Below are 23,578 nucleotides of genomic sequence, written 5' to 3'. Positions count from 1 at the left end.
AAAGACTTATCCCGGCGGTTCGTAGCAGCGGAGGCAGCGCGCCTCATAGCCCTCCGCCGTATCGCCAACCAGCACCAGGGGGCTATCTTTCGTCGCGGGGCGGCCATCCACCAGGCGCTGCGAGCGTACCGCTGCTTCGGACCCACAGACCGCGCAGACCGCCGTGAGCTTATCAACCCGATCCGCAATTGCCAGTAATTGAGGGATGGTAGGGCCAAACGGGCGGCCAGCAAAATCAAGATCGAGCGCGGCGACGATCACCCGCACGCCGCCGCCGATCAATGCTTCCACCAGCGGGCCTAATTCAGCGTCAAAAAACTGCGCCTCATCGAAGGCAACCACTTCTGGCAGTTGGGGCAGCGCGAACAATCGCTCACGACAAACTGCTATCTTCTCCACCTGCTCGGCCACGACCCTCAATCCATTGCGCGAGATAATGGACCCGTTATTGGCGCGCGTATCCTGAGCCGGATAGAAGACCTGCACCTGCTGCTCAGCAATCATTGCCCGCCGCACCCGGCGAATCAGTTCCTCCGATTTACCGCTGAACATTGGCCCAACAATCATTTCCAGATAGTAGACATGGGGGCGCGGCAGCATCCCATTGCTCCGCGTGTGCGATCCAATCTCCATAGCGCCATCCCTCAGCAATATATCTTTTGCGCCCCAAAGCGCGCGGTCCCGAACCCTAAAATATGCGCGCCCCTGGCGGAACATCGCGCTCCAGTTGCAGCAGCACCACTGCTCCCTCCAGGTCGGCTGCGCCAAGCACCAGCGCCTCTGAATTAAACCCCGCGACCCGGCGCGGCGGAAAGTTGACCACGCCCACAATCAGCCGACCAACTAGCTCTTCGCGGCTGTAGAGAGTGGTCACTTGCGCGCTCGACTGTTTCACACCAATCTCCGGCCCAAAATCAATGCGCAGCTTATAAGCTGGCCTGCGCGCTTCAGGAAACGGCTCAGCCGCGACGATGCGCCCTACGCGCATTTCTACCCGTTGAAAATCCTCAAACGTCACTATTGGCAACGTCATCAACCAACCTCCTCATCATAGCTCTGACGCACCATTCTCTCACCGTTCTCTGAAAAGCGCAGGCTATCCAACACTTGCCATACGCATCGAAAGAATGCGGGAAACACTATCGGTACCCATCGAGACCCCATAAATGGCCCCGGCTGCCGTCATTGTCACCCGGTTATGCGTCACCACAATAAACTGTGTGCGCTCTGCGAGGGCTTGCAGAATATCGCAGAAGCGCGCCACATTCGTCTCGTCCAGCGCCGCATCCACCTCATCCATCAAACAGAACGGGGGCGGGTTCGTTTCCAGCAAGGCAAACAGCAGCGCAGCCGAAACCAGCGCCCGCTCGCCTCCCGAAAGAAGCGAAAGATCCTGGGCCTTTTTCCCTGGCGGCTGCACCACCACCTCAACACCTCCGGCTGGGCCGTTGCGTTCCTCATCTTTTGGCGCCGTCAACTCCAGGTGCGCCGCGCCGCCACGAAACAGCGTAGTGAAATGGCGGCGGAAATGCTCATTCACCGCATGGAACGTCTCCTCAAACTGGCGCTTCATCGTCGTATCCAGTTCGCTAATCAGATGGCGCAGATTCGCGGCGGCACTCTCCATATCCTGCACCTGCGCAGTCAGAAACTCGTAGCGTTCGCGGGCATCCTCATATTCCTTGGGCGCATTGGGGTCGTGGCTGCTCAACTCTTTCAGACGGGCGCGCAACCCTTCAATCTGGCGCCGCACCGATCCTTCGCCAGCTTCTCCATCCTGGCCGCCATGCTCATCGTTTCCCTGCTGAGGTAAGAGCGCCGGATCACTCAGCCCTAACTCTTCCTGCATCTGTTGCAGCAGCGCCTCAACGGCATCATGGCTGCGCTGCACATCGAGCAGGCAGCGACGATACTCAACTTCCAGCTTCGCCTGCTCCTGACGCAAATCTCCCTGACCTTGTTCCAGTTCCAACAGTTGTCGGTTGTGTTCTGCCACCTGCTCTTCGGCTTCGTGTAAGCGCGCGCCAAAATCACGGGATTGCGCGCGCAGATCGTCCAGTTCTGCCTTCTGGCGCTCCAATTGAGTCGCCAGGGCGGTTGATTGGCGCTCCATCTCTGTCAGGCGTTCGGTCCGCCGGATAATCTGCGCGCCGAAGTCACGCGCCTGAGTGCGCTGCTGCTCCAGATGTTGTGCAAGCGTTTTCTCTTCCTGCTTCTGAACCGCCAGAGTGGTGCGCTGGCGGCTCAGTTCCTCCTGGCGCTCCCGAAACTGGCGCGCCTGTCCCTCCACTTCTTCCTGCACCTCCTCGGCTCGCTCATTAGCGTCGCGCAGCGCCGACTCCTGTTCGGCTACGCGCGCCTGGGCAGCGGTCAATTCCTGCTCCAGACCGACCACTTCCCCTGCAAGCTGTTCTTCCACCGACCGGCCCACCTGTAGCTCGCTTTGCGCGCGCTCGGCGGCCTGGCGCAATCCCAACGCCTCGCGGTTCAGTGTCGTCAGGCGCGCCTCAACCTGCTGCGCAGCGCGCTCCAGGGTAGCTAGCTGGTGTTTGCGTTCTTCTTGCGCCTGCCGCGCCTGGGTGAGCAGCTTCTCCTGCTGCTCGATAGCCTGATCGTGCTGCTCCAACTGCCCAGGCAGCTCACGCAGTTCGCGCTCGCGGGCCAGCAGCCCCTGATGTTCGCCTGCGTCCTGACCGCCGCTCAGCCAGCCTTGCACATGCAGCGCCTCACCCCTCACCGTCACAATACGCTGAGGCAGCACCTCTCCAGCGCCACTTGCGGCACGCGCGCCCGCTTTCCCTTCAGTGGCCGTTGCAAGATAACTCCCCGCCGACGCCAGATCGCGTACCACCACCGTGTCGCCAAGGAGGCGCTGAAAAAGTGCCTGATACTCTGGAGATGAGGAAACAAGCGCCGATGCTCGCTGCCCCAGATACCTGTCAGCTTTCCCATCGGCAGCTTTGGTCGAGGCGCCGCCAGCATAGGCTGGATTGGCTCGCCCCTCATCACTTGCCCAGACCAATAATGCCCGGCCACCACGAATTGAGCGCAGGTAATCGAGGCAAGTCAGCGCATCACTCGCCGAGCGAACTACCACCGCCTGAAGCAGTGGCCCTAAAGCCGCCTCCAGGGCTATATCCATCCCCTCTGGAACCGCCGCCAGTTGCGCCACCGTCCCAACAATGGGAGGGATTTTGCCAGCGGGCGCCTGAAGCAGTGCGCGTACCCCATCACCGTAGCCGCTCAAGTTGTCGCGCCACTCGCGCAGCAATGCCAGCCGATCAGCAACGCCGCGCCGCTCACGTTGGGCATCACCCAGCGCCTCGCGCAATGCCTCCTGCTCGTTCTGAGCTTCGCTTATCGCGCGCGCTAGCTCCTGACGGCGCTCGGCAAGCTGCTCGCCCTCGCTCTGCGCTGCCGTCAACAACTGCTGCTGCGCCTCCAACTTGCTCTGTGCAGCATTTAAGCGTTCCTGGCTCTGCGCCAGCGTCTCACGCCGGGCTGCCAGCGCGCGATTGCGCTCACCCAGTTGCCGCTGAAGACGCCCTAGCTCGCTCTGTGAAGCGCCCAGGCGCGTCTGAGTCTGAATCACCTCGCGCTGTGACGCGCGCAGGCGAGTTTCTTCCCGCTCCTGCTGCTGGCGCAGTGAAGCAACCGCGCGCTCCATCGCTTGCAAAGCGTCTGAGCCGTCGGCCACCTTTTCGGCCAGTTCCGCCATCTCCTGCTGCAATGCGGCAACACGTTGCTCTGCCGCTGCTACCTGCTGGCGCTGCTGCTCTTGTTCCTGCGTCAATTCGCCGCTCTGGCGCGAAAGGTTGTCCAGCCGCTCTTCAGCCACCGCCGCCTCGCGCTCCAGCGTCTGTATCCGATTCAGCAATTCGCCGCGCGTCTTGCGGAGGCCCACCGCCTGGGCTGTCACGCGCTCGCGCTCCAGACGCAACTCGCGCAGGTGCTCATCGTCGCCAGCAAGTTGCGCCTGAATCCGGGTCAATTCAGTGCTTCGCTCGGCCTCGACCCCTTCGGCGCGCTGGCGCTGCGTTTCCAGCCTTTTCCATTGCTGGGCATACCATGTCGAAAGCTTGCCCTGATACTCTTCCTGAACAACGGCGTATTCTCGCGCGCGCCGCGCTTGTTCAGCCAGCGGCGCCAGACGCGGCTCGATCTCGGCCAGAATATCATGCAGCCGACTCAGATTCTGTTCCGTTTGCAGCAGTTTCGTCTCGGCGTCATCGCGCTGCGCCTGAAAATGGCGGATGCCCGCCGCATCTTCAAAGAGGCTGCGGCGCTCCTCGGCGCGCAAACTCAGCGCCGCATCCACCAGCCCCTGCCCAACCACTGTATACGAATCGTGTCCGATGTGCGCCTGCGCCAGCAGCAGCAGCAGATCACGTAAACGAACCCTGGTATTATTGAGAAGATATTCGTTCTCACCGGAGCGATAGCTGCGCCGCGTCATCTTCACCTCGGTATACTCCGAGGGCAGCCAGCCCGCGCTGTTATCCAGCAGAAGCGAAACCTCCGCCATTCCCATTGCCGCCTTGCCCTGGGCGCCAGCAAAGATGATGTCCTCGCTCTTTTTGCCGCGCAACTGGCGCATGCTTTGCTCGCCAAGCACCCAGCGCACCGCATCGGCCACATTACTTTTCCCGCTGCCATTAGGGCCAACAATAGCGGTAATGCCTGGCGCAAACTCCAGCTCAGTACGCGCCGCAAAGCTCTTAAACCCGTGTAATTCCAGACGCTTGAGATACACCCTGGGCAAGCCCTCCTCAAGATGGTTCGCTTCCAGCAGAAACGTATCAATGTGTTTGCCGACTCTGGCGGGCCATGCTATCATATCACAGAGCAGAGAACCTGGAGCATGCCTGTGAGACAAGATAGCAATAAACCTGCCATACCCAGGGCAGATGTCTATAAGGTGGTCTTCTATACCAAAGCGGGCTGCCATCTCTGCGACGACGCCCGCGATCTACTGGAAGAACTGGCGACAGATATTCCTTTTGAGTTGACCGAGATCGACATCAGAACCGATCTCAGCATCTTTGAGACGTATCGCTATCGCATCCCGGTCATCATCATCAACGGCCAGGCCACTGTGGAGGGCCGTATCAATCAGGAAGATTTGTGGAGGGCTTTCCAGAGCCAGAGGACATAGCTCATGGAGCAAGAACCCGACAAAACGCTACCTGCATTGCCTCAGACAGGGGAATGGGATCAGCATATCGAGGGGCTTTCGCCACGACGCAAGGCATTCAGTCGCAGCGTGGTGCGCGTTGCAGAGCTGTGCGCACGATTCTTTGGGCAGCACTGGCTGGCGCTCTTCAACAGCGTGCTGGCCGTCTTTATTGGCGGGGCTTTTCTTGGTCCAATCCTCGCCTATTTTGGCGAAAACGCGCCTGCCTCCTGGCTCCTCCACACCTATCATGGCCTCTGCGACCAGATACCCTCCCACTCCTACTACCTCTTTGGGCATCAGGTCTGCCTGTGCGAGCGATGTTTAGCAATATACACTACATTCTTGCTCGCTGGTCTGGCTCTGGCAATCATCCCGCGTCTGCGTAGGACTGTGCATCCGCTGGATTGGAGGCTCTGGCTGCTGCTCATCCTGCCAATGGCGCTTGATGGAGGAACCCAGCTTCTAGGCTGGCGCGAGAGCGATCTCATCTTGCGCACCATTACTGGCTTCCTCTTTGGCTTAGGGGCAGCCTGGTTTGTGCTGCCCCATCTTGAAGAGATTACGCGCGATCTTGTTCCCCATATGAAGCCAGCGTCTCAATGAGCAGGTTCCAGAAGCGCGGAACGTCCAACTCCAGGCCAACTTCCGCATTCGCGGGCCTGCCGGTTCTGCCATAGCGATCACAAACTGTGCGGCCTGTGGTCCATTCCCCACGCAGTTCTACTTCGACGCGCATCGGTCGGCTGCTGATCAGTGTGGGGTCAATCACCCAGGCCACCGCGCAAGGATCATGTACCGGCGGCGCGGGAAAACCATACACCTGAAGATAGGTCTCGCCAAAAAACCCCAGCAGGTCATCTACCAGATGCGCTACCGGGCTGCTGAGCGCGCGAATGCGAGCGCGCACTTCAGGGGTTGCCTGTGCCTGATGCGTCACATCCAGACCAATCATGGTAACAGGCCGACCACAGCCAAAGACAATATGCGCCGCTTCCGGGTCCACATAGATATTGAACTCAGCGGCAGGTGTCGTATTCCCCAGGCCAATAGCGCCGCCCATCAGCACAATCTGCTGAATCTTAGGAACAATGCCCGGCTCCCGGCGCATTGCCGCAGCAACATTGGTCAGCGGCCCAGTCGCCACAATCGTCAGATCGCCGCTCGAAGCCAGCAGCCGCTCGATCAGCAAATCAACTCCATGAATGGGGGCAACCGCGAGGTCTGGTTCAGGCAGCGACGGACCATCCAGCCCCGATGCTCCATGAATGTTGGCAGCCACACGCAAATCGCGCACCAGCGGGCGATCCATCCCCGCCGCGATAGGAACTGTCCGAATGCCTGCCATGCTGCATACTTTCAGCGCGTTGCGCGTCGTTTTCTCCAGCGTCTGGTTTCCGGCAACGGTGGTAATCGCCTCAAGTTGAAGAGTTGGCGAGCGCGCTGCCAACAGAATCGCAATGGCGTCATCATGGCCTGGATCGCAATCCAACAGAATGCGCTGCATACTACTCCTCAGCGTAACTCTTCTGAAGTCCCTTTATAATGCTGCAACACGTTGGCCGCCGAACCCAACAGGCCAACGTTTTCGCCTAGCTCGGCGCGGACAATCCGCACAGCCTTGCGCGGCACTTCCATCGCCCGCTCGCGCACAATTCGCTCCACCGGCTCAAAAAGCAGTGGCCCTGCCTTAGAAACGCCGCCGCCGATCACGATCAACCCTGGGTTGAACAGATGGATGAGATTGACCATACCCACCCCCACATTCTCCGCTGCCCGGCGCATAATCCCGGCAGCCACGCTGTCGCCACGACGCGCCGCCTCCACCACCATCACCGCATCTATCTGAACCTCTGCGGGTAAGGGGGCAATCTCCGTTTTCGGCGAGAGGCTGCTGCGGCCAGCCTGATCTATCATCGGATTCTTCTGAGCAGCGAGTTCTCGCGCTACCGCCAGCATGCCATCCCCCAAACCCTCCTCAATAGCTTCGGCAGCGCGCCGGGCAATGGCCGTCCCCGACGCCAGCACCTCCAGGCAACCGGTATTGCCACAGTTACAGCGCGGCCCATGAATATCAATCGTCATATGCCCAATCTCACCAGCCGTCCCGCTCACCCCTTCCAACACACGCCCGCCGATAATGACGCCGCCACCAATGCCCGTACTCACCGTCACATAAATCATATCGGGCGCCCCACGTCCCGCGCCGTAGATATGCTCGCCTAGCCCGGCCAGATTGGCATCATTGCCCAAATACACCGGCAGGCTAAACTCGTCATAGAGTAGCTGGCGCAGCGGCACATTCCGCCAGCCCTTCAGGTTCGGGGGTGCAAAGAGAATCCCGGTGTGGCTATCCAGCGGTCCTGGCGCGCCGATACCAATACCTATCACCTGTTCTAGCGGAACGCCAGCTTGCTGAGCAGCCTGGCGAATCGCCTCTTTAATGCGCCGCAGGACCGCCTCAAATCCGTCTTCATCCTGGGTCAGATAGCCTACCCGCGAGAGCAGCTTGCCATCCTGCACCAACGCGGCGCGTACCTGCGTTCCCCCCAGGTCTACACCGATCATCAGTGGCCCGCCAGATCCTCCAGCGCTTATGATCTGCTCACTCACAACTCACTCGCTTTCTTCTAGGGTTTGGGGATTCAGGAGCCAGAAAAACACTCCCTCGCGCAGTGTATACGCCTTTTTCAGCATAGCATAGCATAGCATCCTACACCTGTGAACACAATCAAAAGAAAGAAAGAGGAAGCAAAAAGCCAGGGAGCAGCGGCAAAGAGATTGCGTCTCTTTGCCGCTGCTCCCTGGGATCGGGAAAGCAGTTCCCTGCCGAAAAGGATAGTTACTTCGCTACCGCGTCATTCAGTTCCTTGCCAGGGGAGAAGCGTACACGCCGCTTCGATGGTACCTGAATCTTGGCGCGTGTCTGCGGGTTCACGCCGGTGCGGGCTGCCGTTGTCTTCACAGAGAAAGACCCGAAGCCCACCAGACGAACCTCTTCGCCGGCCTTGAGTGCATCACGGACTGCGTCCAGTGTCTCGTTGACCAGATCAGAGGTCTCCTTGTTGCTTTTGCCTGTTTTTCCAGCTACCCGCCGAATCAACTCAGTCTTACCAATGGCTGCCATAAGGGGTTTGCCTCCTTTTACCAACGTGTTTGTGATTCTTATACCTTACTAACCCAAGACTGGAGCTGCCTTCCAAGCCACGGAACCGCTCCAATCCTGACACCGCTAACGAGTATAGCACACATCTGGCGCGAACACAAGCATACAGGTCCACATCAGGTGAGACAAGGCGCCAAAGCAAACGATAACATGCTAGCAAGCATTTAAGCCTCATCCCCCTCTACAAAAGGCTTGAAGAAAAGCGCATGAGATGAATCCAGGTATTATCGGGCCTTAAAACATTTGTCAACTCTTGACAAAAAGAACGGGCGAAATAGGACAAATGTCCTATTTCGCCCGTTCCGCACGAAGGGGCTTGAAGCCCGCTACGCGGCTTCCTGATAAAAGAGGCGCTGCTGCTTATCTTCTCGTCGGACAAGGCGGCCAGCAAAGCAAAGGTATTCTAGATGGGCGAGCGCCTCGCCCAACGCAAAGCGACGATTCTGCATGGAGTCAAACCGACCCGCAAAGAGGCGCTGAGCGACTGTGTAGGCATCTACCCCGCCCTGTCCCTGGACCTCGCTCACGATCTGGCGCGTCTCCTCAGCGCGCTCCAGGTGATGAGCAATCAATTCACGCGCACGCCCGGCTAGACCACGAAACGGCGCGCCATGCCCCGGCAGCACGAGTCCGGCAGGGAAATCGCAGACCTTTTCTAATGACGCCAGATAATCTCCCAGCGGATTTGGGCGGGAATTGGGATAGAGGCCAATATTAGGAGAGATCCGTGGGAGGATATGATCCCCCGCTACAAAGAGCCTATCCTCCTCCCGCCAGAGGCAGATATGCCCATCAGCATGTCCTGGCGTCCAGATCACTTGATATAGCGCGCCCGCCAGGCGCACCTGCTGACCTTCCTCCAACGGCGTCACCTGCTGGGGAACCGTCACCAGGCGACGTGTGGCGGCTATGGCGCCTCGTTCCAACGCGCTTTCCTCGGCAGGCATTCCATGCCTGCGATAATAGACCTCGACGGCTTCAACAGTGCGCATATCATGCTGCGACCAGACATTCAGCATTCGCTCGCCTTCTGGCCCAAACATCAGCACAGGCGCACCTGATGCTTGCTGAAACTTGCCTGCTAACCCGATATGATCTGGATGCGCATGCGTCAATACAATAGTTGAAAGGTCTGCTGGGGTAATGCCCACCGCAGCCAGTCCCCGAAGCATGACCTCTTCAGCCTCTGGAGTCGCCAGGCCCGCATCGATCAGGCAGCACTCCCTTTCGCCCTTCAGCAGATAGGCATTCGCCCAACGCAGCGCAAAGGGGAGCGGCATGGTAATGCGCCAGACATCTGGCAGCACTTGCTCAACGCCTCCCTCAGCCTTCTTCGAGGCAACTGAAAGGCAATGACCAGAAGTATCTGACGGGAGTGATGTCATGAGGGTTGCAATCCTTTCCAAAAGCTGCTCTGACGCTTTGAGCGGTTACTGCTCGTCTCGCTCGATCACGCTGGGCATGTCCTGAGACCCTAAGCTTACCAGTGCTGTTTCCAGGTCATCCGTCGCATCGGTCACCTTCAGTGCTTCTCTCACGGTGATCCATGTCATTGCCGCGCACAGATCAGCAAAAATAGAGAGGCAAGCACCCACCACAAACCAACTCAGCTCACCCACATCTTGCGCATCGTGATAACTGAGTAAGCTGCTCTCGCCCAGCGCCACACCCCCAGCCACCATTACCGCTGCCGCTAACGGCAGCCAGATCAGGAGCGAGGCAACAGCGGGCGGCAGCATTTCATGTTGGCTTCGGTAGCGCCGCCCCAGCCTCACAAGCTGAAGATTGACGAGAATGGCGACTGCCGTCAGAAACCCCAGCAATAGGTGGCCCATAACCAAAATATTCATTTTACCCCCTGGCCTCAGTGCAAGATCAGTCTGAGTGTGCCTGGCAAGCCTGGTCCTACCTGGGCAGACCAGGCTCTTTTGCGCGCAAAGCCATCCACGCGGCTTGACATCACGCTGGTGTTTGATTATACTCTAAAGGACGCTTTAAGGCAGACTGTGCCCACCAATCTTCTGATAACCAGTACACAGCGCCCGGCCACAGGAGGTTTCGCCCCCCGGTGGCCGGTTATATGCTGGCTGGCAGGGCTGATGAGGGTACGCCTTTTACAGGCAGGCGCCCAGGCAGACAACAAACGTTGCTGCTATCCTCATCCACGGATGTTACTCATGTAGTGCAAAGGCGCGCCCAAATATGGGGGACGAGGCTGATACGGGGTGGCAATATACAAGCGCGCACAGCGCACCGCTCCAGGTGCTGCATGAGCGCTTTCTAAGCGGAGGTACTTTGCAATGGATCTAAGCGTTGAGGGAAAATCCGAAGTTGTCCCCCCTGGCTCCCATATTTGTCAACTGTATAACAAAGCTGGGGAGATCGCTGGCGTCACGTCTCGATTACTCCATGTGGGTCTCTCTGCCTCAGAGAAGTGCCTTTTTGCTGGCGCGCCAAACACAGTGCGCGATATGGAAGAGGCCCTCGCCAAATTTGGCGTCAATGTCGAAGCCGCTTATACCAGCGGCCAGCTTACCCTGACGAGTGACCGCGAAGCCTTCTTAATTGGGAAACACTTTGATCCCTGGCACCTGCTCTCTACCCATCAGACCTTTATCGCCCAGGCCATGCGCGAGGGCTGGAAGGCAGTGCGTATCTCGATTGATATGACCTGGCTAACCCGCGATGTCGCTACGCCAGAACAAATCCTCAAGTATGAGGCAGCTTCTGACGCTGTCTTTACCTTCCAGGGCGCTCCCATCATCGCCTTGATGCACTACGACTACTCCAAATTACCCGGCGGCCTGGTCGTTGAAATGCTCAAACTTCACCCCATCGCCGTTGTGGGTAAGTTCATCAAGCGCAATCCTTACTATCTGAACTCCGAGCAGTATCTGTTGAAAATCCTGCGCATCAATCGGGAAAAACGGGTAGCAGCCGTCTAGTCTGGGCCAACCATATATCCAATCATTTAGAGAGCGCCTGTGCGCAGCCAACCAGAAACGCGAAGTCACCCATGCAGAGAAATCGGTCTCAGCGCGCCTTTTCAGCCGGAGGGGTCATCTTCCGCCAGGGACATACTGCGCTGCCCGATCCTGGCGCTCAGAAAGCATCCGCTGTGGATACCAGAACAGACGAGATCGAGGTTGTGCTGGTAGGGCGCAGCCCGTCCGGCATCTGGGCGCTGCCCAAAGGAACTCCCCGCAAAGGGGAGACAGTGGAGCAAGTCGCTTTGCGCGAAGTGAACGAAGAGACCGGCCTCCAGACCCGCATCCTTGCCAACATCGGCAGCATCCACTACTCCTTTGTGCGCAACACTATGCGCTACGAAAAAGAAGTGCGCTATTTCCTGATGGAACCTGTCGGTGGGGATATATCGCTCCACGACCATGAATACGATGAAGTACGCTGGTTTCCTCTCGCCGAAGCCTACCAGCGCCTCACCTACGAAAGCGATAGCCATATCCTGCGCCAGGCCGAAGGGCTTGTCAGGAAGCGCGCCTCCAGGCGCAACGCCAGTTGATCGTGTGAAGCCCGGTGTCATTCCCATTCAATCGTTGCTGGTGGTTTACTGGTAATGTCATAGACCACCCGATTGACGCCCGCCACCTCATTGACCAGCCGATTGGCGATGCTCGCCAGCAGATCATGGGGCAATCTGGCCCAATCAGCCGTCATGAAATCCCCGGTAGTCACGGCGCGCACCGCCACTACATTGGCATACGTGCGGCCATCGCCCATCACTCCCACGCTCTGAAGCGGCGTGAGAACCGCAAAGACCTGCCCAAGCTCGTGGTAGAGGCCAGCGCGGCGCACTTCCTCCAGCACAATCGCGTCAGCGCGGCGCAGGGTTGCCAGGCGCTCTTCCGTCACCTCGCCGATCACGCGAATCGCCAGGCCAGGGCCAGGGAAGGGGTGCCGCCAGACCCACTCCTCCGGCAGCCCTAACTCGCGGCCAACCTCGCGTACCTCGTCCTTAAACAGATAGCGCAGCGGCTCTACCAGATTGAGCGCCATCTGCTCCGGCAGCCCGCCAACGTTATGATGTGTCTTGATACGCGCAGCGGCGCTGGTGTCATGGCTGGTACTCTCAATCACATCGGGATAAAGCGTGCCTTGCGCCAGGAAATCCACCTGCTCCAGTTTACCCGCCTCTTCCTCGAAGAGGCGCACAAACTCTTCGCCGATAATGCGGCGCTTCGCTTCAGGGTCAATCACCCCAGCCAGCCGCTTCAGAAAGCGTGCTGAGGCATCGACAGCCACTAGCGGAATATGCAGATGCCGCTGGAACGTCTCAATCACCTGTTCACGCTCGCCAGCGCGCATACAGCCGGTATCCACAAAGATGCAAGTCAGTTGGTCGCCCACCGCACGATACGCCAGCACCGCCGCAACAGCCGAATCCACACCCCCAGAAAGGCCACAGATCATCCGGCCACTACCCACCTGTGCGCGAATCCTGGTCGTCGCCTCTTCGATAAACGCTCCCGCCGTCCAGGTAGGCTGGCAGCCGCAAATCTCATAGAGGAAGTTTTGCAGGATCATCGTTCCCTGTGGCGTGTGAGCGACCTCCGGGTGAAACTGTATGCCCACCAGCCCACCAGGGCCAGCCATCGCCGCAATCGGAGTGTTGGTTGAGCTTGCCAGGCACACAAAGCCCGGCGGCAAAGCAGCCACGCTATCCCCGTGGCTCATCCACGCTCGCAACCGCGCCTCGTCTGGAAGCGCCAAACCCCGAAAGATCGGATGCCGGTCTTCTGGTGGGCGCAGCAGATCAAGTTCTGCTGCGCCATATTCACGCTGGCCGGTGGCAGGGTCTACCTGTCCTCCTAATTGATGGGCCAGCAACTGCATGCCATAACAAATGCCCAGAATCGGCAGGCCGCTCTCCAAGAGCGCCTGATCGCAGAGCGGCGCGCCAGGGTCATAGACGCTGTTGGGCCCGCCCGACAGAATCACCCCGCGCACGTTCAGCCGACACAGTTCGGCCAGGGTCGTCTCTGCGGGAAGAAGTTCGCAGTAGACGTGGCATTCGCGCACACGCCGCGCAATCAACCGGCTATATTGCGACCCAAAATCCAGAATCGCAATCGTTTCGCGCTCTGTCATTTCAGAGCTCGTCTGCTCTTGATTCACCTGGTCTTGTGCTGTCTGTATCACTGCTGCCTGCTCCTGACCGGCCCGCGCTTCGTTTTGTCTCATCACCCGCGCTCTTGCCCGCATTATAGCACGCCCCACTGCGAGGATGCGCCACCGTCGTAGTATGATTGGCTTACCACCAATCACATCACGCTCTGGCGCAGCAGATGACTTCACGCGAGACAGCAAAAAGAGTATAATGCTCCTGGTGGGGCAAAGTGGGGCAAAGTGGGGAACAAAACTTGCTATAAAGGGAGTAACTTGCGTTTGGGAGGACATGTGCGGTCATATGGCAGTTTTCATTGGCTTTACCGGCGAATTTACCCATACCCTGGATGCGAAGGGGCGCCTGGCGCTTCCGGCTCGCTATCGCTTGCGCTTCGAGGCCGGGGCCGTCATCACCCCTGGGGTAGAAGCCTGCCTGTATGTGTATCCTATGGAAGCCTGGGAAGCCAAAGCCAGGCAGATTGACGAAAAAAACCTGAACGCAGCCCAACGCCGCCACGTCGAGCGCGTCTTTTTTGGCAACGCCACCGAATTAGAGCTTGATTCCCAGGGCCGTGTGACCATTCCGGCAAAGTACCGCGAACGCGCCAGCCTGGAAAATGATGTCCTGATTGTCGGGGCGCGAGATCGTCTGGAACTCTGGAATACAGCTCAATATCGTGAGGCGCTGGCGCAGATCGAGTCTGAAGATTTGAAAGGGCTAGACCTCCCATTTTGACTGAGAGCCAGGCAGCAAGAGCCAGGCGGCATGGGAGAAGCCATCGTAATGATGCTTACCAAAACCGTGACAACTCAACATATTCCAGTCATGCCTGCTGAAGTGTTGGAAGCGCTCCGCCCACACTCCGACGGACGCTATATAGACGGCACCGCTGGTGGCGGGGGGCATACCACGCTCTTGCTGGAACGCAGTGCCCCGAACGGCCAGGTGCTCGCCATTGACGCCGATCCCCAGGCTCTAACGCGCATCGCAGAACGCTTGCAAGCGCCTCTAGCCCTGGGACGGCTGACATTGGTCCAGGGCAACTTTGCCCAATTGCAGCGGCTCGCTGAGCAGGCTGGCTTCCAAAAGGTTGATGGGATTTTGCTCGATCTCGGTCTTTCATCCGATCAACTTGCCGACCACGAGCGCGGCTTCTCTTTCGCGGGCAATGGACCCCTGGATATGCGCTTCGACCCAGCCACCCCAACGACAGCGGCTGATCTCCTCAACACACTCCCAGAAAGTGGGCTGGCTGATCTCCTCTGGCGCTACGGGGAAGAGCGCCGCGCGCGTCAGATCGCCCGTCGAATTGTCCGGGCGCGTCTGCGTAAGCCCATAACGCAAGCAGCGGAACTGGCGCAGCTCGCGGCGGCTGGCGTTCCCGGCCATCCCGGCGGGATACATCCTGCAACCCGCACGTTTCAGGCGCTGCGCATCGCCGTCAACAATGAGCTACAAAATCTGGTGGATGTCTTGCCGCAGGCAGTGAACCTGCTGGCTCCAGGGGGAAGATTGGCGATCATCAGCTTTCACTCGTTGGAAGACCGTATCATCAAACGCTGTCTTCAAGCCGAGGCGCGCGATTGCATCTGTCCGCCGCAGACTCCTGTGTGTATCTGTGGACATCAGGCGCGGGTGCGGCTCATTACGCGACATCCGCTGGTCGCATCCCAAACTGAGCAGCAGCAGAACCCACGCGCGCGGAGCGCCAAACTGCGCGTCGTGGAGCGGTTGGAAGTGAATGCGAAACCTGGCAAAGCAGAGCAATAATCTTTCACTGGAAGCGTATATTGCGTAGGTTGTGATAGCGAAAGGCAAAGGAGAGCGCAGGTGACTGAGGGAGAGAGGATCAGCGGCGCTCATGATGCGCAAAGAGTAGATGAGCAGACGAAACCCTTGCAGGTGGCCCGCGCAAGACGGCGGCTGGCCTCATCGCTCTTTCGCCTGGGTCCAATCCCGCTAGGCATCATCGGAGCCATCCTTATCAGCCTGCTGGCCTTACTCTATCTCAACGAGGTTGGGCTGGCGACTCAGGCCAGACTGCGCCTTCAGGAGCTTGCGAACCAGCAAACGCAGCTTCAACAACAAAACCAGCAGCTTCGTGAACAGCAGGGCATTTTGCAATCGCCAGGCTATATCGTTCAACAGGCGATCCGCATGGGTATGATCCCAGAAGACCCCGCCAGAGTTCACACGATTGTGATCCCTGGGCCACCCTGAAGATAGCAGTCGCCCGGCCAGCGACAACGAGAACATCTATCACGAAAACCTATTTACCGAAAGTGTACTTTTTTGATATTGACGTAAGGTAGACGTAGTTGAAACAGCCGCATTCTGGAGCCAGATACGCGATGAGCAACAAATTGCGCCGCGCTCGCTTTCGCCAGGCGATCTTATTTCTGCTGATTTGCGGAAGTCTGCTCGCCATCGCAAGCCGTCTGGCGTATTGGCAGCTTGAACAGCATACGGCGCTGGCTGCCCTGGCCGACCAGGAACACCGGCAGCCCACTATCGTGCTTGCCGGGCGTGGCTCTTTGTATGATGTGAACGGCCATCTGCTGGCCCTCAATATCACTGAAAACGCTGTAGCCGCTGCCCCCCAGGCCATCCAGCAAGAGGAAGGCGATCACCCAGGCTCAATGGACCAGACGCTTAGACAGCTTGCCTCCATCCTGGCTCAGCCAGCCGACCTGCTTCGCCCCCAATTGCTCCTGAAACAGCATGGGCAGCCAGTCATCTTTACGTTTCTGTTCGACGCGCAAGGGCAGAAGATTCACGCCACCCAGAGTCAAAGCAAACGCATCGAGGAACTGCTGAACAACGAACAGCTTGTCGGTATTGGCTTGCGGCCCGAAAGCTTGCGCGTGTATGTTGATGGCAGCCTGGCCGCTCAACTCCTGGGCTTTGTGCAGCAGGATACAGGCGTTGGGCAATATGGTCTGGAAAAATATTACAACTCCCAGCTTACAGGCCAACCAGGCAAGCTCATCGCCCAGGCAGATGCGAACGGCAATCCGCTGGCCCTGGGCGATCAAGTCTGGCAGCCGCCGGTGAATGGCGCCGATCTGACCCTCACGCTTGACGCGAATGTAGAAGCAACTGTCGAGCAGATGCTTCACAATACCATTGTCCAGCACAAAGCAGATAGCGGCTCTGTCATCATCGTGAACCCCAAAACCGGCGCGATCATCGCTATGGCAAGTCAACCCAGCTTTGACCCCAATCAATATAACGCCGTCTCCTCTTACGATCTTTTTAACAATCCAATCACGAGCAAGATTTACGATCCCGGCTCAACCATGAAAGCAGTGACTATGGCGGCGGCGCTGGACCTGCACCTCATCACACCGAACACCACGTTCAACGACCCTGGCTACTACGACGTTGATGGTATCCGCATCCATAACTTCGATGATACGAGCTATGGACCGGAGACGATGACCCAGGTGCTTCAGCATTCGGCCAATGTTGGGGCCATCTGGGTAGCACTGCAAAAGCTGGGCGCCAGGAACTTTTATCACTACCTGAGCCTGTTTGGCTTCGACGCGCCCACCGACGTGGACCTGCCCAACGAAAGCGGCGGCCTGCTGCCTGCTCCTGCTGATCGCACCAACCTGACGCTGGCAGAGAACAGCTTTGGCGAAGGCATCAGTTTGACACCTCTGCAAATGGTGATGGCCTACGCGGCGCTTGCCAACGATGGGACACTGATGCGACCATACGTCGTCACCTCAGTGGTTCAGCATGGGCACGCCACCCAATTTGGCCCTCAGCGCGTCCGGCAAGTCATCAGCCCAGGGACAGCGCAGACTATTACCCAGATGTTGGTGCAATCTGCCGTGGATGGAGAGGCGGCTCAGGCGCTCGTTCCAGGCTATCAGATCGCTGCTAAAACTGGAACCTCGACACCGCCAGAGAAGCCTACAGGCTATACCTACGCATCGGTTGCCGGATACGCGCCAGCATCCAACCCACAATTTGTCATGCTCGTCAAAATTGATCATCCCAGAGCGCCGATCTTTGGCGGACTGGTCGCCGGACCGCTCTGGCACGATATTGCCACCTGGCTCTTCCATTACTACCGCATTTCACCCGATCAGCCATCAACGGGCGGATAGCAAGAGAAGCGCAGGAGGCGCAACCGATTTCTGGCCCGGCAGGAATGAAGATGAAAGTGAGGAAGACCACGGGAAGTATGTTGAAGGAGGCAGAACATCTGATCCCAACACTAGGCAAGGCTGACACAGAATCATGGACCAACAACAAGGAGCATTAAACGAGGAGGGAGGGCTACCAACCATGCCGACCATAGCCACGATTCGCCTGGCAGAGCTTCGCGCTGCTCTGGCCGATGGCTGGGAGATCGTGCAACCTATTTTTGCCCGCCCGCTCTGGTCATCTGTCAACGATACCAGGACCGCTTTTAATTTTGTCCTACGACGAGAGCGGCGGGTGCGTTTAATTACTGTTCCGCATGATCGGGCTGTCGAACGTTTTATAGATGAGCAGCATTTGACAGTTGATAATTCCTGATCGTTTGCTCGCCTGGGTGAAAGCTATAGCGCGCCCAGGCATGGTCGAGCGCGCCGCTCAACGCCCAGCTACGCGAGGGTATTTTTCGGCCACAAAGCAGGCGAACAAGGGGGCAACTGCGCAGCGATTTTATACTCTGGACATGTTATTGAGGACCACTGTATGCAGTTTAGTGGCAAGCGTGTGACTGTAGTTGGCCTGGCTCGCGAAGGTATAGCCCTCATCCAATACCTGAACGAGCAAGGCGCCCGCATTACCGTCAGCGATAGTAAAACCGAGGCCGCGCTCGCTCCCTCCCTGGCGCAAATTAAGGGCATTCCCGCCAGCCTCTCCCTTGGCGCACACGCCCCTGAAGATTTTCGCCAGGCCGACGTGATCTTTATCAGCGCGGGCATCCCCACCGACCTGCCGCCGCTCGTCGAGGCGCGCCAGCTTGGCATCCCCATCAGCAGCATTACCCGTCTTTTCCTGGAACTCTGCCCCGCGCCTATCATCGGCATCACCGGCAGCAGCGGCAAAACAACGACGACCACACTGATCGGGGAATTACTCAAAGCACAGGGGGGCCGCCAGGTCATTGTCGGCGGCAATATTGGCCGCACCATCCTGGGGGAACTGCCTCACATCACACCCGATTCTATTGTTGTTCTGGAGATGAGCTTTAACCAGCTTGAAATCATGACGCAAAGCCCACATATCGCCTTGCTGCTGAACATCACGCCGAACCATCTGGACCGCTGTGGCACGATGGAAGTTTATACCGAATGTAAACGCCAGATTCTCTATCACCAGCGCCCTGACGATTTTGCGATTCTGAATCCTGATAATCAGCTCAGCTTCGAGTCGCGCGCCTGCACTCCAGGGAAGGTACTCTGGTTCAGCCGCCAGCACCCGGTAGACGTGGGGGCCTTTCTGGAGGAGGGCTGGTATGTATTCCGCGATTTCACTGGCCGCGACACGCGCATCTGTCCTGCCGACCAGACAATCATCCCTGGCGATCACAACCGCGAGAACGTACTGGCGGCCATCGCGGCAACGAGCCTGGCGGGCGTCCAGCCGGAGGCCATGACGCGCGTCATTACCAGCTTTCCAGGCGTGGCACACCGCTTGCAATACGTGGCTGAGATCAACGGCGTTCGCTACATCAACGATTCGATTGCTACCGCGCCAGAGCGCATGATGGCTGCCCTCAAAGTCTACGAGCAGCAGCGCCAACCATTAGTGCTGATTGCTGGCGGGCGCGATAAGCACCTGCCCTGGGAAGAGTGCGCTGAACGGATTGTACGCCAGGTTCACGCGCTCGTCCTGCTGGGCGAAGCCACCGAACTGATAGCCAACGCGGTCAGCGCCGCCCGCGAGCGTGTTCCTGCCAACGAACAATCACTGCAAGAAGTTTATCGCGCAACCAGTATGGCGGATGCTGTACATTTCGCTGCCGACCTGGCGCGGCCCGGTGATGTTGTGCTGCTCTCGCCTGGCGGGACCAGCTACGACCTCTTCATTGACTTTGCTGATCGAGGCGAACAATTCGCCAGAGAGGCCAAAAGTCTGAGCGAGCAGTAACGGAGAGTCTGGTGCAGCAGAGATGGCATTGAAAACAAACACCAAGGGCCGGGATAACCAGCCACCTGTTATTCGGTCTCCAGCGTTAGATAACCTGGGGCAGCTTGCCACGCCGCCAGAGCGCCGAGGCCACGCGGTAAGCGTTGCTGAAGAGAAGCAGCGCCCCAAAGCGCGTCCTTCTGGCCCACTCAACAATGCCCGCGAGACTCAAGATGAAGCCTCAGATGCAGAGGCAGAGGGGCGCATCGAGCCTTTGCCGACGCCAACCGGGCGTGGCGATTATAAGCTCCTCGCCGCAGTAGGCGCCTTGCTCTGCTTTAGCCTGGTCATGGTCTACAGCGCCAGCGCAGCGGCAGACTATAGCGATCCCTCTTACTGGTTCCGCCGCCAGCTTCTCTGGGTGGGCCTGGGTCTCGTAGCCATGTTCATCACCACCAGTATTGCCTATGATCGCTGGCGGCGCATCTCTGTACCCATCCTGGTTGGCTCGCTGCTGCTGCTGATTCTGGTGCTGGTGGTTGGCAAAAAAATCAACGGCGGCCAGCGTTGGCTGCCAATTGGCCCCTTCACCTTCCAGCCGAGCGAACTTGCCAAGCTCGCCTTTACCCTGTATATTGCGGATTGGCTTTCGCGCAAAGGGAAACAGGTCGGCAGCTTTATATACGGGCTGGTCCCTTTCGCCGTTCTCACCGGGGTAGTAATTGTGCTGGTCATCCTCCAGAACGATATGGGGACCGCTATTATCATCGCTGCTTTCGCAGTGGCTATGTTCTTCGCAGCGGGCGCCAATCTCCTTCACCTGCTGCCAATGATGCTTTCTGGAGTGGGCGCTTTTGTGTTTATTACTTTCGGCACCCCCTACCGAGTATCGCGGCTGGAAGCCTTCCTCGACCCCCTCAACTGCGCTTCCAGCGCCTCCTATCAAGTTTGCCAGGGGTTGATCGCCCTTGGTTCCGGCGGCCTCACCGGCCTTGGCCTGGGAGCCAGCCGCCAGAAAGCCGGCTATCTGCCAAACCCCTGGACCGACTCCATTTTTGCGGTGATTGGCGAGGAGATCGGCTTTATCGGCTGCGGTGTCATTCTGCTCTTGATTGCCACCGTGACCTATCGTGCGTTTCGCGCCGGACGACGCGCCCCTGAAATGTACGGCGCTCTGCTGGCGGCTGGCATCTCCTGCTGGATTGCCGTCCAGGCCATCCTGAATATTGGCTCGGTCGTGGCGCTCATCCCGTTTACGGGCGTGCCTCTCCCATTTATCAGCTTTGGCGGCTCTTCCCTGGTCACGACGATGGCCGCCGTTGGCATCCTGCTGAATATCTCTCGTTACAGTGCTCATTCATCACGGTCAGGAACACAGAACGATGCGGGTATTGATTTCAGGCGGCGGGACCGGGGGACACATCTACCCGGCGCTGGCCGTCGCCAAAGTGCTCCAGAGCGATTATGACGCCGAGATCCTCTATCTCGGCGATGAGCGCGGCCCGGAGACACAGCTTGTCCCCAAAGCCGGGCTTACCTTTGTTGGCATTCGCGCGGGCAAGCTGCGGCGCTACCTCTCCTGGAAAACCATAAACGATCTGGGCCGGATACCCGTTGGCTTCGCGCAGGCCATCGGCCATGTTCGCCGCTTCCGGCCAGATGTCGCCTTCACCAGCGGCGGCTATGTTTCCGTACCGGCTGGCTTCGCTGCGCGTTGGTCAGGTATTCCATTAGTCACCCATCAGCAAGATGTCTCGCCGAATCTGGCAAACCGCCTGCTGCGGCCACTGGCAACACGCATCACTGTCTCCTTTGAGGGTTCGCTGCGCTATTTCCCTGCCAAAAAGACAACGCTGATTGGCAATCCTGTCCGCGAAGCGATCCTAAACGTCATCGGCATGGAGCCTGGCGCAGCAAAGCAATCGTTCGGCCTCGATCCTGCTCTGCCCCTGGCGCTGGTCACAGGCGGCAGCCAGGGAGCCAGGCACCTTAATGAAGTAGTCGTTGCCAGCCTGAACTGGCTGCTCCCAGTCTGCCAGGTGCTTCAGATCAGCGGTGCGCGCACTTTTGTCGCTACGAAAAGCGCTTCAGAGCGCGTGCTGGAAGAGCATCCCGACTGGAAGCCTCATTACAGACTCTATGAATACCTTGATGCCGAGATGCCCCTGGCGCTTGCCGCAGCGGATGTGGTACTCTGCCGTTCTGGCGCAGCCACACTCAGCGAACTGGCCGCGCTCGGCAAAGGCAGCATCCTGATACCGCTGCCGCCAGGTTTTGGTGGCTCGCCCCAGGAAATCAACGCCGCGATGTTTGCGCAGCATGGCGCGGCAAAAATCATCCGCGACGCTGATCTGACACCGGATGTTTTAAGCACTGCTCTCCTGCCGTACTTGCAAGATCAAGAGCGGTTGAACGGGCTGCGAATGGCGGCGCGTTCGCTCGCCCGGCCTGCTGCTGCTGCTGATCTGGCGGCCCTGGTCGCCAGCCTGGCAAAGTGAACATACTAGATGCCCGTAGGAAGAGATCTGTACCTCGGTAGAGATCGTATGGTAGAATATAGCTCAGTTAACCAGATGAACAGCGGAAAGCCCACGAGGCATATTCACTTTATGGGAATTGGCGGACATGGGTGTTCGGCAGTTTCTCAACTTGCTCAGGCGCTAGGCGAGCATGTCAGCGGTTGCGAACGGACGTTGGGCGACAGCGAAATCACCCGCATGGTGCAGGATGCGGGCATCCCCGTGTTGGAAGGCCACAGCCCCGCCCATCTCGATGGCGTTGATCTGCTGGTCTACGTCCCGGCGGCGCTGGTCTTTAACCCACAGAACCCAGAGTACCTGGCCGCTCGTGAGCGCGGCATCCGCGCCATTACCTGGCAGGAGTTGCTCGGTGAGTATATGCGCGAGGCGCTGGGCATCTCGATTGCCGGGTCGCACGGCAAAGGCACGACCTCAGCTATGGTTTCGCTGCTGCTGGTTGATGCCGGGCTGGACCCTACCTGTGAGGTTGGCGCTGTGGTCCCACGCTTTCACGCCAATTTCCGCCTGGGCCACAGCCAGTATTTTGTAAACGAGGCCGACGAGTATAATTCTAACTTTTTGCACTATCATCCACGCATCGCCATCATCACTAACTTCGACCACGACCATGTCGAGAACTATCCAACATTTGATGACTATCTGATAGGCTTCGAGCGATTTGTGCGCGGCATGGATATGAGTGACCGCTGGGACATCCCGCCCACCCTGATCCTGGGTGCGGAAGGCAAAGGCGTCGCCGATTTCCGAAGACGCCTTGCCGATTGGCCTGGCCACATCCTGACCTACGGGCTGAACCCGGCCAGCGAACCCGACTTCCTGGGCGCCGATGTGCGTCTGGAAGGAGAGACCAGCTTTGAGGTGCAGCGCAGAGGCACCTCGCTTGGGCGCTTCAATCTGCTTCTGCCGGGCCGCCATCTGGTCGAAGATGCCATCGCCGCCATTGCCGCGACGAGCCTGTGCGGCGTCACGCCCGATGCAGCGCGTGCCAGCCTGGCAGCATTTAGCGGCTTACAGCGTCGTTTTGAAATTCGCTCCACCGCCAACGACCAGATTATCATTGACGATTACGGCCATCACCCCAGCGAAGTGGCAGCCACCATTGCAGCAGCGCGGCTGCGCTACCCGACGCGGCGGCTGATTGCCGTCTTTCAGCCCGCGCTGTTCACACGCACCAAACGCTTTTTCGAGGAATTCGTTGCAGCCTTCGACGAGGCGGATGAAGTTATCATCAGCGATATTTATGGCGCGCGTGAACACGACCCTGGCGATATTCACACGCGGAGGTTGGTCGCGGCCATTCAGCAGCGGCCTACCTTTGCCGGGCGCGGCGATCATGTCATCTATGGAGCTTCACTGGCTGAAACACAGCGCCTGCTTGAAGCGATGCTCGCACCCAATGACATCGCGCTGTTAATGGGTTCAGGAACAATTTACAAAATCACCGAGGCCATGTTCGGGCCATCGCCACTGCTTGGATAACTGATCTGGATACTGGG

Annotated in this window: 22 protein-coding genes; 13 read left to right on the top strand and 9 right to left on the bottom strand. The window is 58.5% G+C overall.

Annotated elements, in window-relative coordinates; translation table 11 throughout:
- Nucleotides 1-6 precede the first annotated feature (6 nt).
- The 3 genes from VH599_03965 to smc all read right to left on the bottom strand — a co-directional run bounded on the left by VH599_03965 (nucleotide 7) and on the right by smc (nucleotide 4,837).
- A complete protein-coding gene (locus tag VH599_03965; GenBank protein ID HEY7347451.1) occupies nucleotides 7-633 on the bottom strand; it encodes a thymidine kinase in 627 nt (208 codons plus the stop codon).
- A 55-nt stretch (nucleotides 634-688) separates the two neighbouring features.
- A complete protein-coding gene (locus VH599_03960) occupies nucleotides 689-1,033 on the bottom strand; it encodes a tRNA-binding protein (GenBank protein HEY7347450.1) in 345 nt (114 codons plus the stop codon).
- Between the two features lie 63 nt (nucleotides 1,034-1,096).
- Nucleotides 1,097-4,837: a chromosome segregation protein SMC gene (smc, locus tag VH599_03955; GenBank protein ID HEY7347449.1), complete on the bottom strand. Its 3,741-nt coding sequence runs from the start codon at nucleotides 4,835-4,837 to the stop codon at nucleotides 1,097-1,099.
- A gap of 24 nt (nucleotides 4,838-4,861) precedes the next feature.
- Here smc and VH599_03950 point away from each other — a divergent pair, with 24 nt between their 5' ends.
- Both VH599_03950 and VH599_03945 read left to right on the top strand, forming a co-directional pair.
- The gene (locus VH599_03950) at nucleotides 4,862-5,155 is read left to right on the top strand and encodes a glutaredoxin family protein (GenBank protein ID HEY7347448.1); all 294 of its coding nucleotides are present in this window, start codon (nucleotides 4,862-4,864) and stop codon (nucleotides 5,153-5,155) included.
- 3 nt (nucleotides 5,156-5,158) lie between these two features.
- On the top strand, nucleotides 5,159-5,779 hold the full coding sequence (locus VH599_03945) for a DUF2085 domain-containing protein (GenBank protein HEY7347447.1): 621 nt from the start codon (nucleotides 5,159-5,161) through the stop codon (nucleotides 5,777-5,779).
- Here the strand turns inward: VH599_03945 and VH599_03940 are convergent.
- The 5 genes from VH599_03940 to VH599_03920 form a co-directional block, all read right to left on the bottom strand.
- Nucleotides 5,736-6,680, bottom strand: coding sequence for a nucleoside hydrolase (locus VH599_03940; GenBank protein HEY7347446.1), 945 nt, complete (start codon nucleotides 6,678-6,680; stop codon nucleotides 5,736-5,738). The genes VH599_03945 and VH599_03940 overlap by 44 nt on opposite strands.
- A gap of 8 nt (nucleotides 6,681-6,688) precedes the next feature.
- Nucleotides 6,689-7,741, bottom strand: coding sequence for an ROK family protein (locus VH599_03935; protein ID HEY7347445.1), 1,053 nt, complete (start codon nucleotides 7,739-7,741; stop codon nucleotides 6,689-6,691).
- Nucleotides 7,742-8,015: 274 nt separating this feature from the next.
- The gene (locus VH599_03930) at nucleotides 8,016-8,300 is read right to left on the bottom strand and encodes an HU family DNA-binding protein (protein ID HEY7347444.1); all 285 of its coding nucleotides are present in this window, start codon (nucleotides 8,298-8,300) and stop codon (nucleotides 8,016-8,018) included.
- Between the two features lie 365 nt (nucleotides 8,301-8,665).
- Nucleotides 8,666-9,724, bottom strand: coding sequence for an MBL fold metallo-hydrolase (locus VH599_03925; GenBank protein HEY7347443.1), 1,059 nt, complete (start codon nucleotides 9,722-9,724; stop codon nucleotides 8,666-8,668).
- Between the two features lie 45 nt (nucleotides 9,725-9,769).
- Nucleotides 9,770-10,189, bottom strand: a complete 420-nt coding sequence (locus tag VH599_03920) for a hypothetical protein (protein ID HEY7347442.1) — start codon at nucleotides 10,187-10,189, stop codon at nucleotides 9,770-9,772.
- A 450-nt stretch (nucleotides 10,190-10,639) separates the two neighbouring features.
- Here VH599_03920 and VH599_03915 point away from each other — a divergent pair, with 450 nt between their 5' ends.
- The gene (locus VH599_03915) at nucleotides 10,640-11,284 is read left to right on the top strand and encodes an MEDS domain-containing protein (protein ID HEY7347441.1); all 645 of its coding nucleotides are present in this window, start codon (nucleotides 10,640-10,642) and stop codon (nucleotides 11,282-11,284) included.
- A 71-nt stretch (nucleotides 11,285-11,355) separates the two neighbouring features.
- On the top strand, nucleotides 11,356-11,862 hold the full coding sequence (locus tag VH599_03910; protein HEY7347440.1) for an NUDIX hydrolase: 507 nt from the start codon (nucleotides 11,356-11,358) through the stop codon (nucleotides 11,860-11,862).
- A 17-nt stretch (nucleotides 11,863-11,879) separates the two neighbouring features.
- Here VH599_03910 and guaA read toward each other — a convergent pair whose 3' ends face one another.
- Entirely contained in the window at nucleotides 11,880-13,541 is a 1,662-nt protein-coding gene (gene guaA / locus VH599_03905; GenBank protein ID HEY7347439.1) for a glutamine-hydrolyzing GMP synthase, read from the bottom strand.
- 226 nt (nucleotides 13,542-13,767) lie between these two features.
- On the opposite strand from guaA, the gene mraZ reads away from it, so the two are divergent.
- The 9 genes from mraZ to murC all read left to right on the top strand — a co-directional run bounded on the left by mraZ (nucleotide 13,768) and on the right by murC (nucleotide 23,561).
- A complete protein-coding gene (gene mraZ, locus VH599_03900) occupies nucleotides 13,768-14,202 on the top strand; it encodes a division/cell wall cluster transcriptional repressor MraZ (GenBank protein HEY7347438.1) in 435 nt (144 codons plus the stop codon).
- Nucleotides 14,203-14,232: 30 nt separating this feature from the next.
- Nucleotides 14,233-15,237 carry a 16S rRNA (cytosine(1402)-N(4))-methyltransferase RsmH gene (gene rsmH / locus VH599_03895; protein HEY7347437.1) on the top strand — a complete coding sequence of 335 codons (1,005 nt, stop codon included), beginning with the start codon at nucleotides 14,233-14,235 and terminating at the stop codon, nucleotides 15,235-15,237.
- 60 nt (nucleotides 15,238-15,297) lie between these two features.
- Entirely contained in the window at nucleotides 15,298-15,687 is a 390-nt protein-coding gene (locus VH599_03890) for a hypothetical protein (GenBank protein ID HEY7347436.1), read from the top strand.
- Nucleotides 15,688-15,818: 131 nt separating this feature from the next.
- Entirely contained in the window at nucleotides 15,819-17,585 is a 1,767-nt protein-coding gene (locus VH599_03885) for a penicillin-binding protein 2 (GenBank protein HEY7347435.1), read from the top strand.
- A 181-nt stretch (nucleotides 17,586-17,766) separates the two neighbouring features.
- Nucleotides 17,767-18,000: a hypothetical protein gene (locus tag VH599_03880; GenBank protein ID HEY7347434.1), complete on the top strand. Its 234-nt coding sequence runs from the start codon at nucleotides 17,767-17,769 to the stop codon at nucleotides 17,998-18,000.
- 162 nt (nucleotides 18,001-18,162) lie between these two features.
- A complete protein-coding gene (gene murD / locus VH599_03875; protein HEY7347433.1) occupies nucleotides 18,163-19,563 on the top strand; it encodes a UDP-N-acetylmuramoyl-L-alanine--D-glutamate ligase in 1,401 nt (466 codons plus the stop codon).
- 22 nt (nucleotides 19,564-19,585) lie between these two features.
- Nucleotides 19,586-21,010, top strand: coding sequence for a putative lipid II flippase FtsW (gene ftsW / locus VH599_03870; GenBank protein ID HEY7347432.1), 1,425 nt, complete (start codon nucleotides 19,586-19,588; stop codon nucleotides 21,008-21,010).
- On the top strand, nucleotides 20,925-22,040 hold the full coding sequence (murG, locus tag VH599_03865) for an undecaprenyldiphospho-muramoylpentapeptide beta-N-acetylglucosaminyltransferase (GenBank protein ID HEY7347431.1): 1,116 nt from the start codon (nucleotides 20,925-20,927) through the stop codon (nucleotides 22,038-22,040). The genes ftsW and murG overlap by 86 nt, the downstream gene beginning before the upstream one ends.
- A gap of 111 nt (nucleotides 22,041-22,151) precedes the next feature.
- The gene (gene murC / locus VH599_03860) at nucleotides 22,152-23,561 is read left to right on the top strand and encodes a UDP-N-acetylmuramate--L-alanine ligase (protein HEY7347430.1); all 1,410 of its coding nucleotides are present in this window, start codon (nucleotides 22,152-22,154) and stop codon (nucleotides 23,559-23,561) included.
- Nucleotides 23,562-23,578 lie beyond the last annotated feature (17 nt).

This window comes from Ktedonobacterales bacterium, assembly GCA_036557285.1.
In the GTDB taxonomy this organism is placed as follows: domain Bacteria; phylum Chloroflexota; class Ktedonobacteria; order Ktedonobacterales; family DATBGS01; genus DATBHW01.
The sequence above is the reverse complement of the archived record's forward strand: the minus strand, read 5'-3'. Positions and strand labels throughout refer to the sequence as shown.

Coding starts and splice junctions, on each gene's coding strand:
- VH599_03965 (HEY7347451.1), bottom strand. CDS start 633: ATGGAGATTGGATCGCACACGCGGAGCAATGGGATGCTGCCGCGCCCC.
- VH599_03960 (HEY7347450.1), bottom strand. CDS start 1,033: ATGACGTTGCCAATAGTGACGTTTGAGGATTTTCAACGGGTAGAAATG.
- smc (HEY7347449.1), bottom strand. CDS start 4,837: ATGATAGCATGGCCCGCCAGAGTCGGCAAACACATTGATACGTTTCTG.
- VH599_03950 (HEY7347448.1), top strand. CDS start 4,862: ATGCCTGTGAGACAAGATAGCAATAAACCTGCCATACCCAGGGCAGAT.
- VH599_03945 (HEY7347447.1), top strand. CDS start 5,159: ATGGAGCAAGAACCCGACAAAACGCTACCTGCATTGCCTCAGACAGGG.
- VH599_03940 (HEY7347446.1), bottom strand. CDS start 6,680: ATGCAGCGCATTCTGTTGGATTGCGATCCAGGCCATGATGACGCCATT.
- VH599_03935 (HEY7347445.1), bottom strand. CDS start 7,741: ATGATCGGTGTAGACCTGGGGGGAACGCAGGTACGCGCCGCGTTGGTG.
- VH599_03930 (HEY7347444.1), bottom strand. CDS start 8,300: ATGGCAGCCATTGGTAAGACTGAGTTGATTCGGCGGGTAGCTGGAAAA.
- VH599_03925 (HEY7347443.1), bottom strand. CDS start 9,724: ATGACATCACTCCCGTCAGATACTTCTGGTCATTGCCTTTCAGTTGCC.
- VH599_03920 (HEY7347442.1), bottom strand. CDS start 10,189: ATGAATATTTTGGTTATGGGCCACCTATTGCTGGGGTTTCTGACGGCA.
- VH599_03915 (HEY7347441.1), top strand. CDS start 10,640: ATGGATCTAAGCGTTGAGGGAAAATCCGAAGTTGTCCCCCCTGGCTCC.
- VH599_03910 (HEY7347440.1), top strand. CDS start 11,356: ATGCAGAGAAATCGGTCTCAGCGCGCCTTTTCAGCCGGAGGGGTCATC.
- guaA (HEY7347439.1), bottom strand. CDS start 13,541: ATGAGACAAAACGAAGCGCGGGCCGGTCAGGAGCAGGCAGCAGTGATA.
- mraZ (HEY7347438.1), top strand. CDS start 13,768: ATGGCAGTTTTCATTGGCTTTACCGGCGAATTTACCCATACCCTGGAT.
- rsmH (HEY7347437.1), top strand. CDS start 14,233: ATGGGAGAAGCCATCGTAATGATGCTTACCAAAACCGTGACAACTCAA.
- VH599_03885 (HEY7347435.1), top strand. CDS start 15,819: ATGAGCAACAAATTGCGCCGCGCTCGCTTTCGCCAGGCGATCTTATTT.
- VH599_03880 (HEY7347434.1), top strand. CDS start 17,767: ATGCCGACCATAGCCACGATTCGCCTGGCAGAGCTTCGCGCTGCTCTG.
- murD (HEY7347433.1), top strand. CDS start 18,163: ATGCAGTTTAGTGGCAAGCGTGTGACTGTAGTTGGCCTGGCTCGCGAA.
- ftsW (HEY7347432.1), top strand. CDS start 19,586: ATGGCATTGAAAACAAACACCAAGGGCCGGGATAACCAGCCACCTGTT.
- murG (HEY7347431.1), top strand. CDS start 20,925: ATGCGGGTATTGATTTCAGGCGGCGGGACCGGGGGACACATCTACCCG.
- murC (HEY7347430.1), top strand. CDS start 22,152: ATGGGAATTGGCGGACATGGGTGTTCGGCAGTTTCTCAACTTGCTCAG.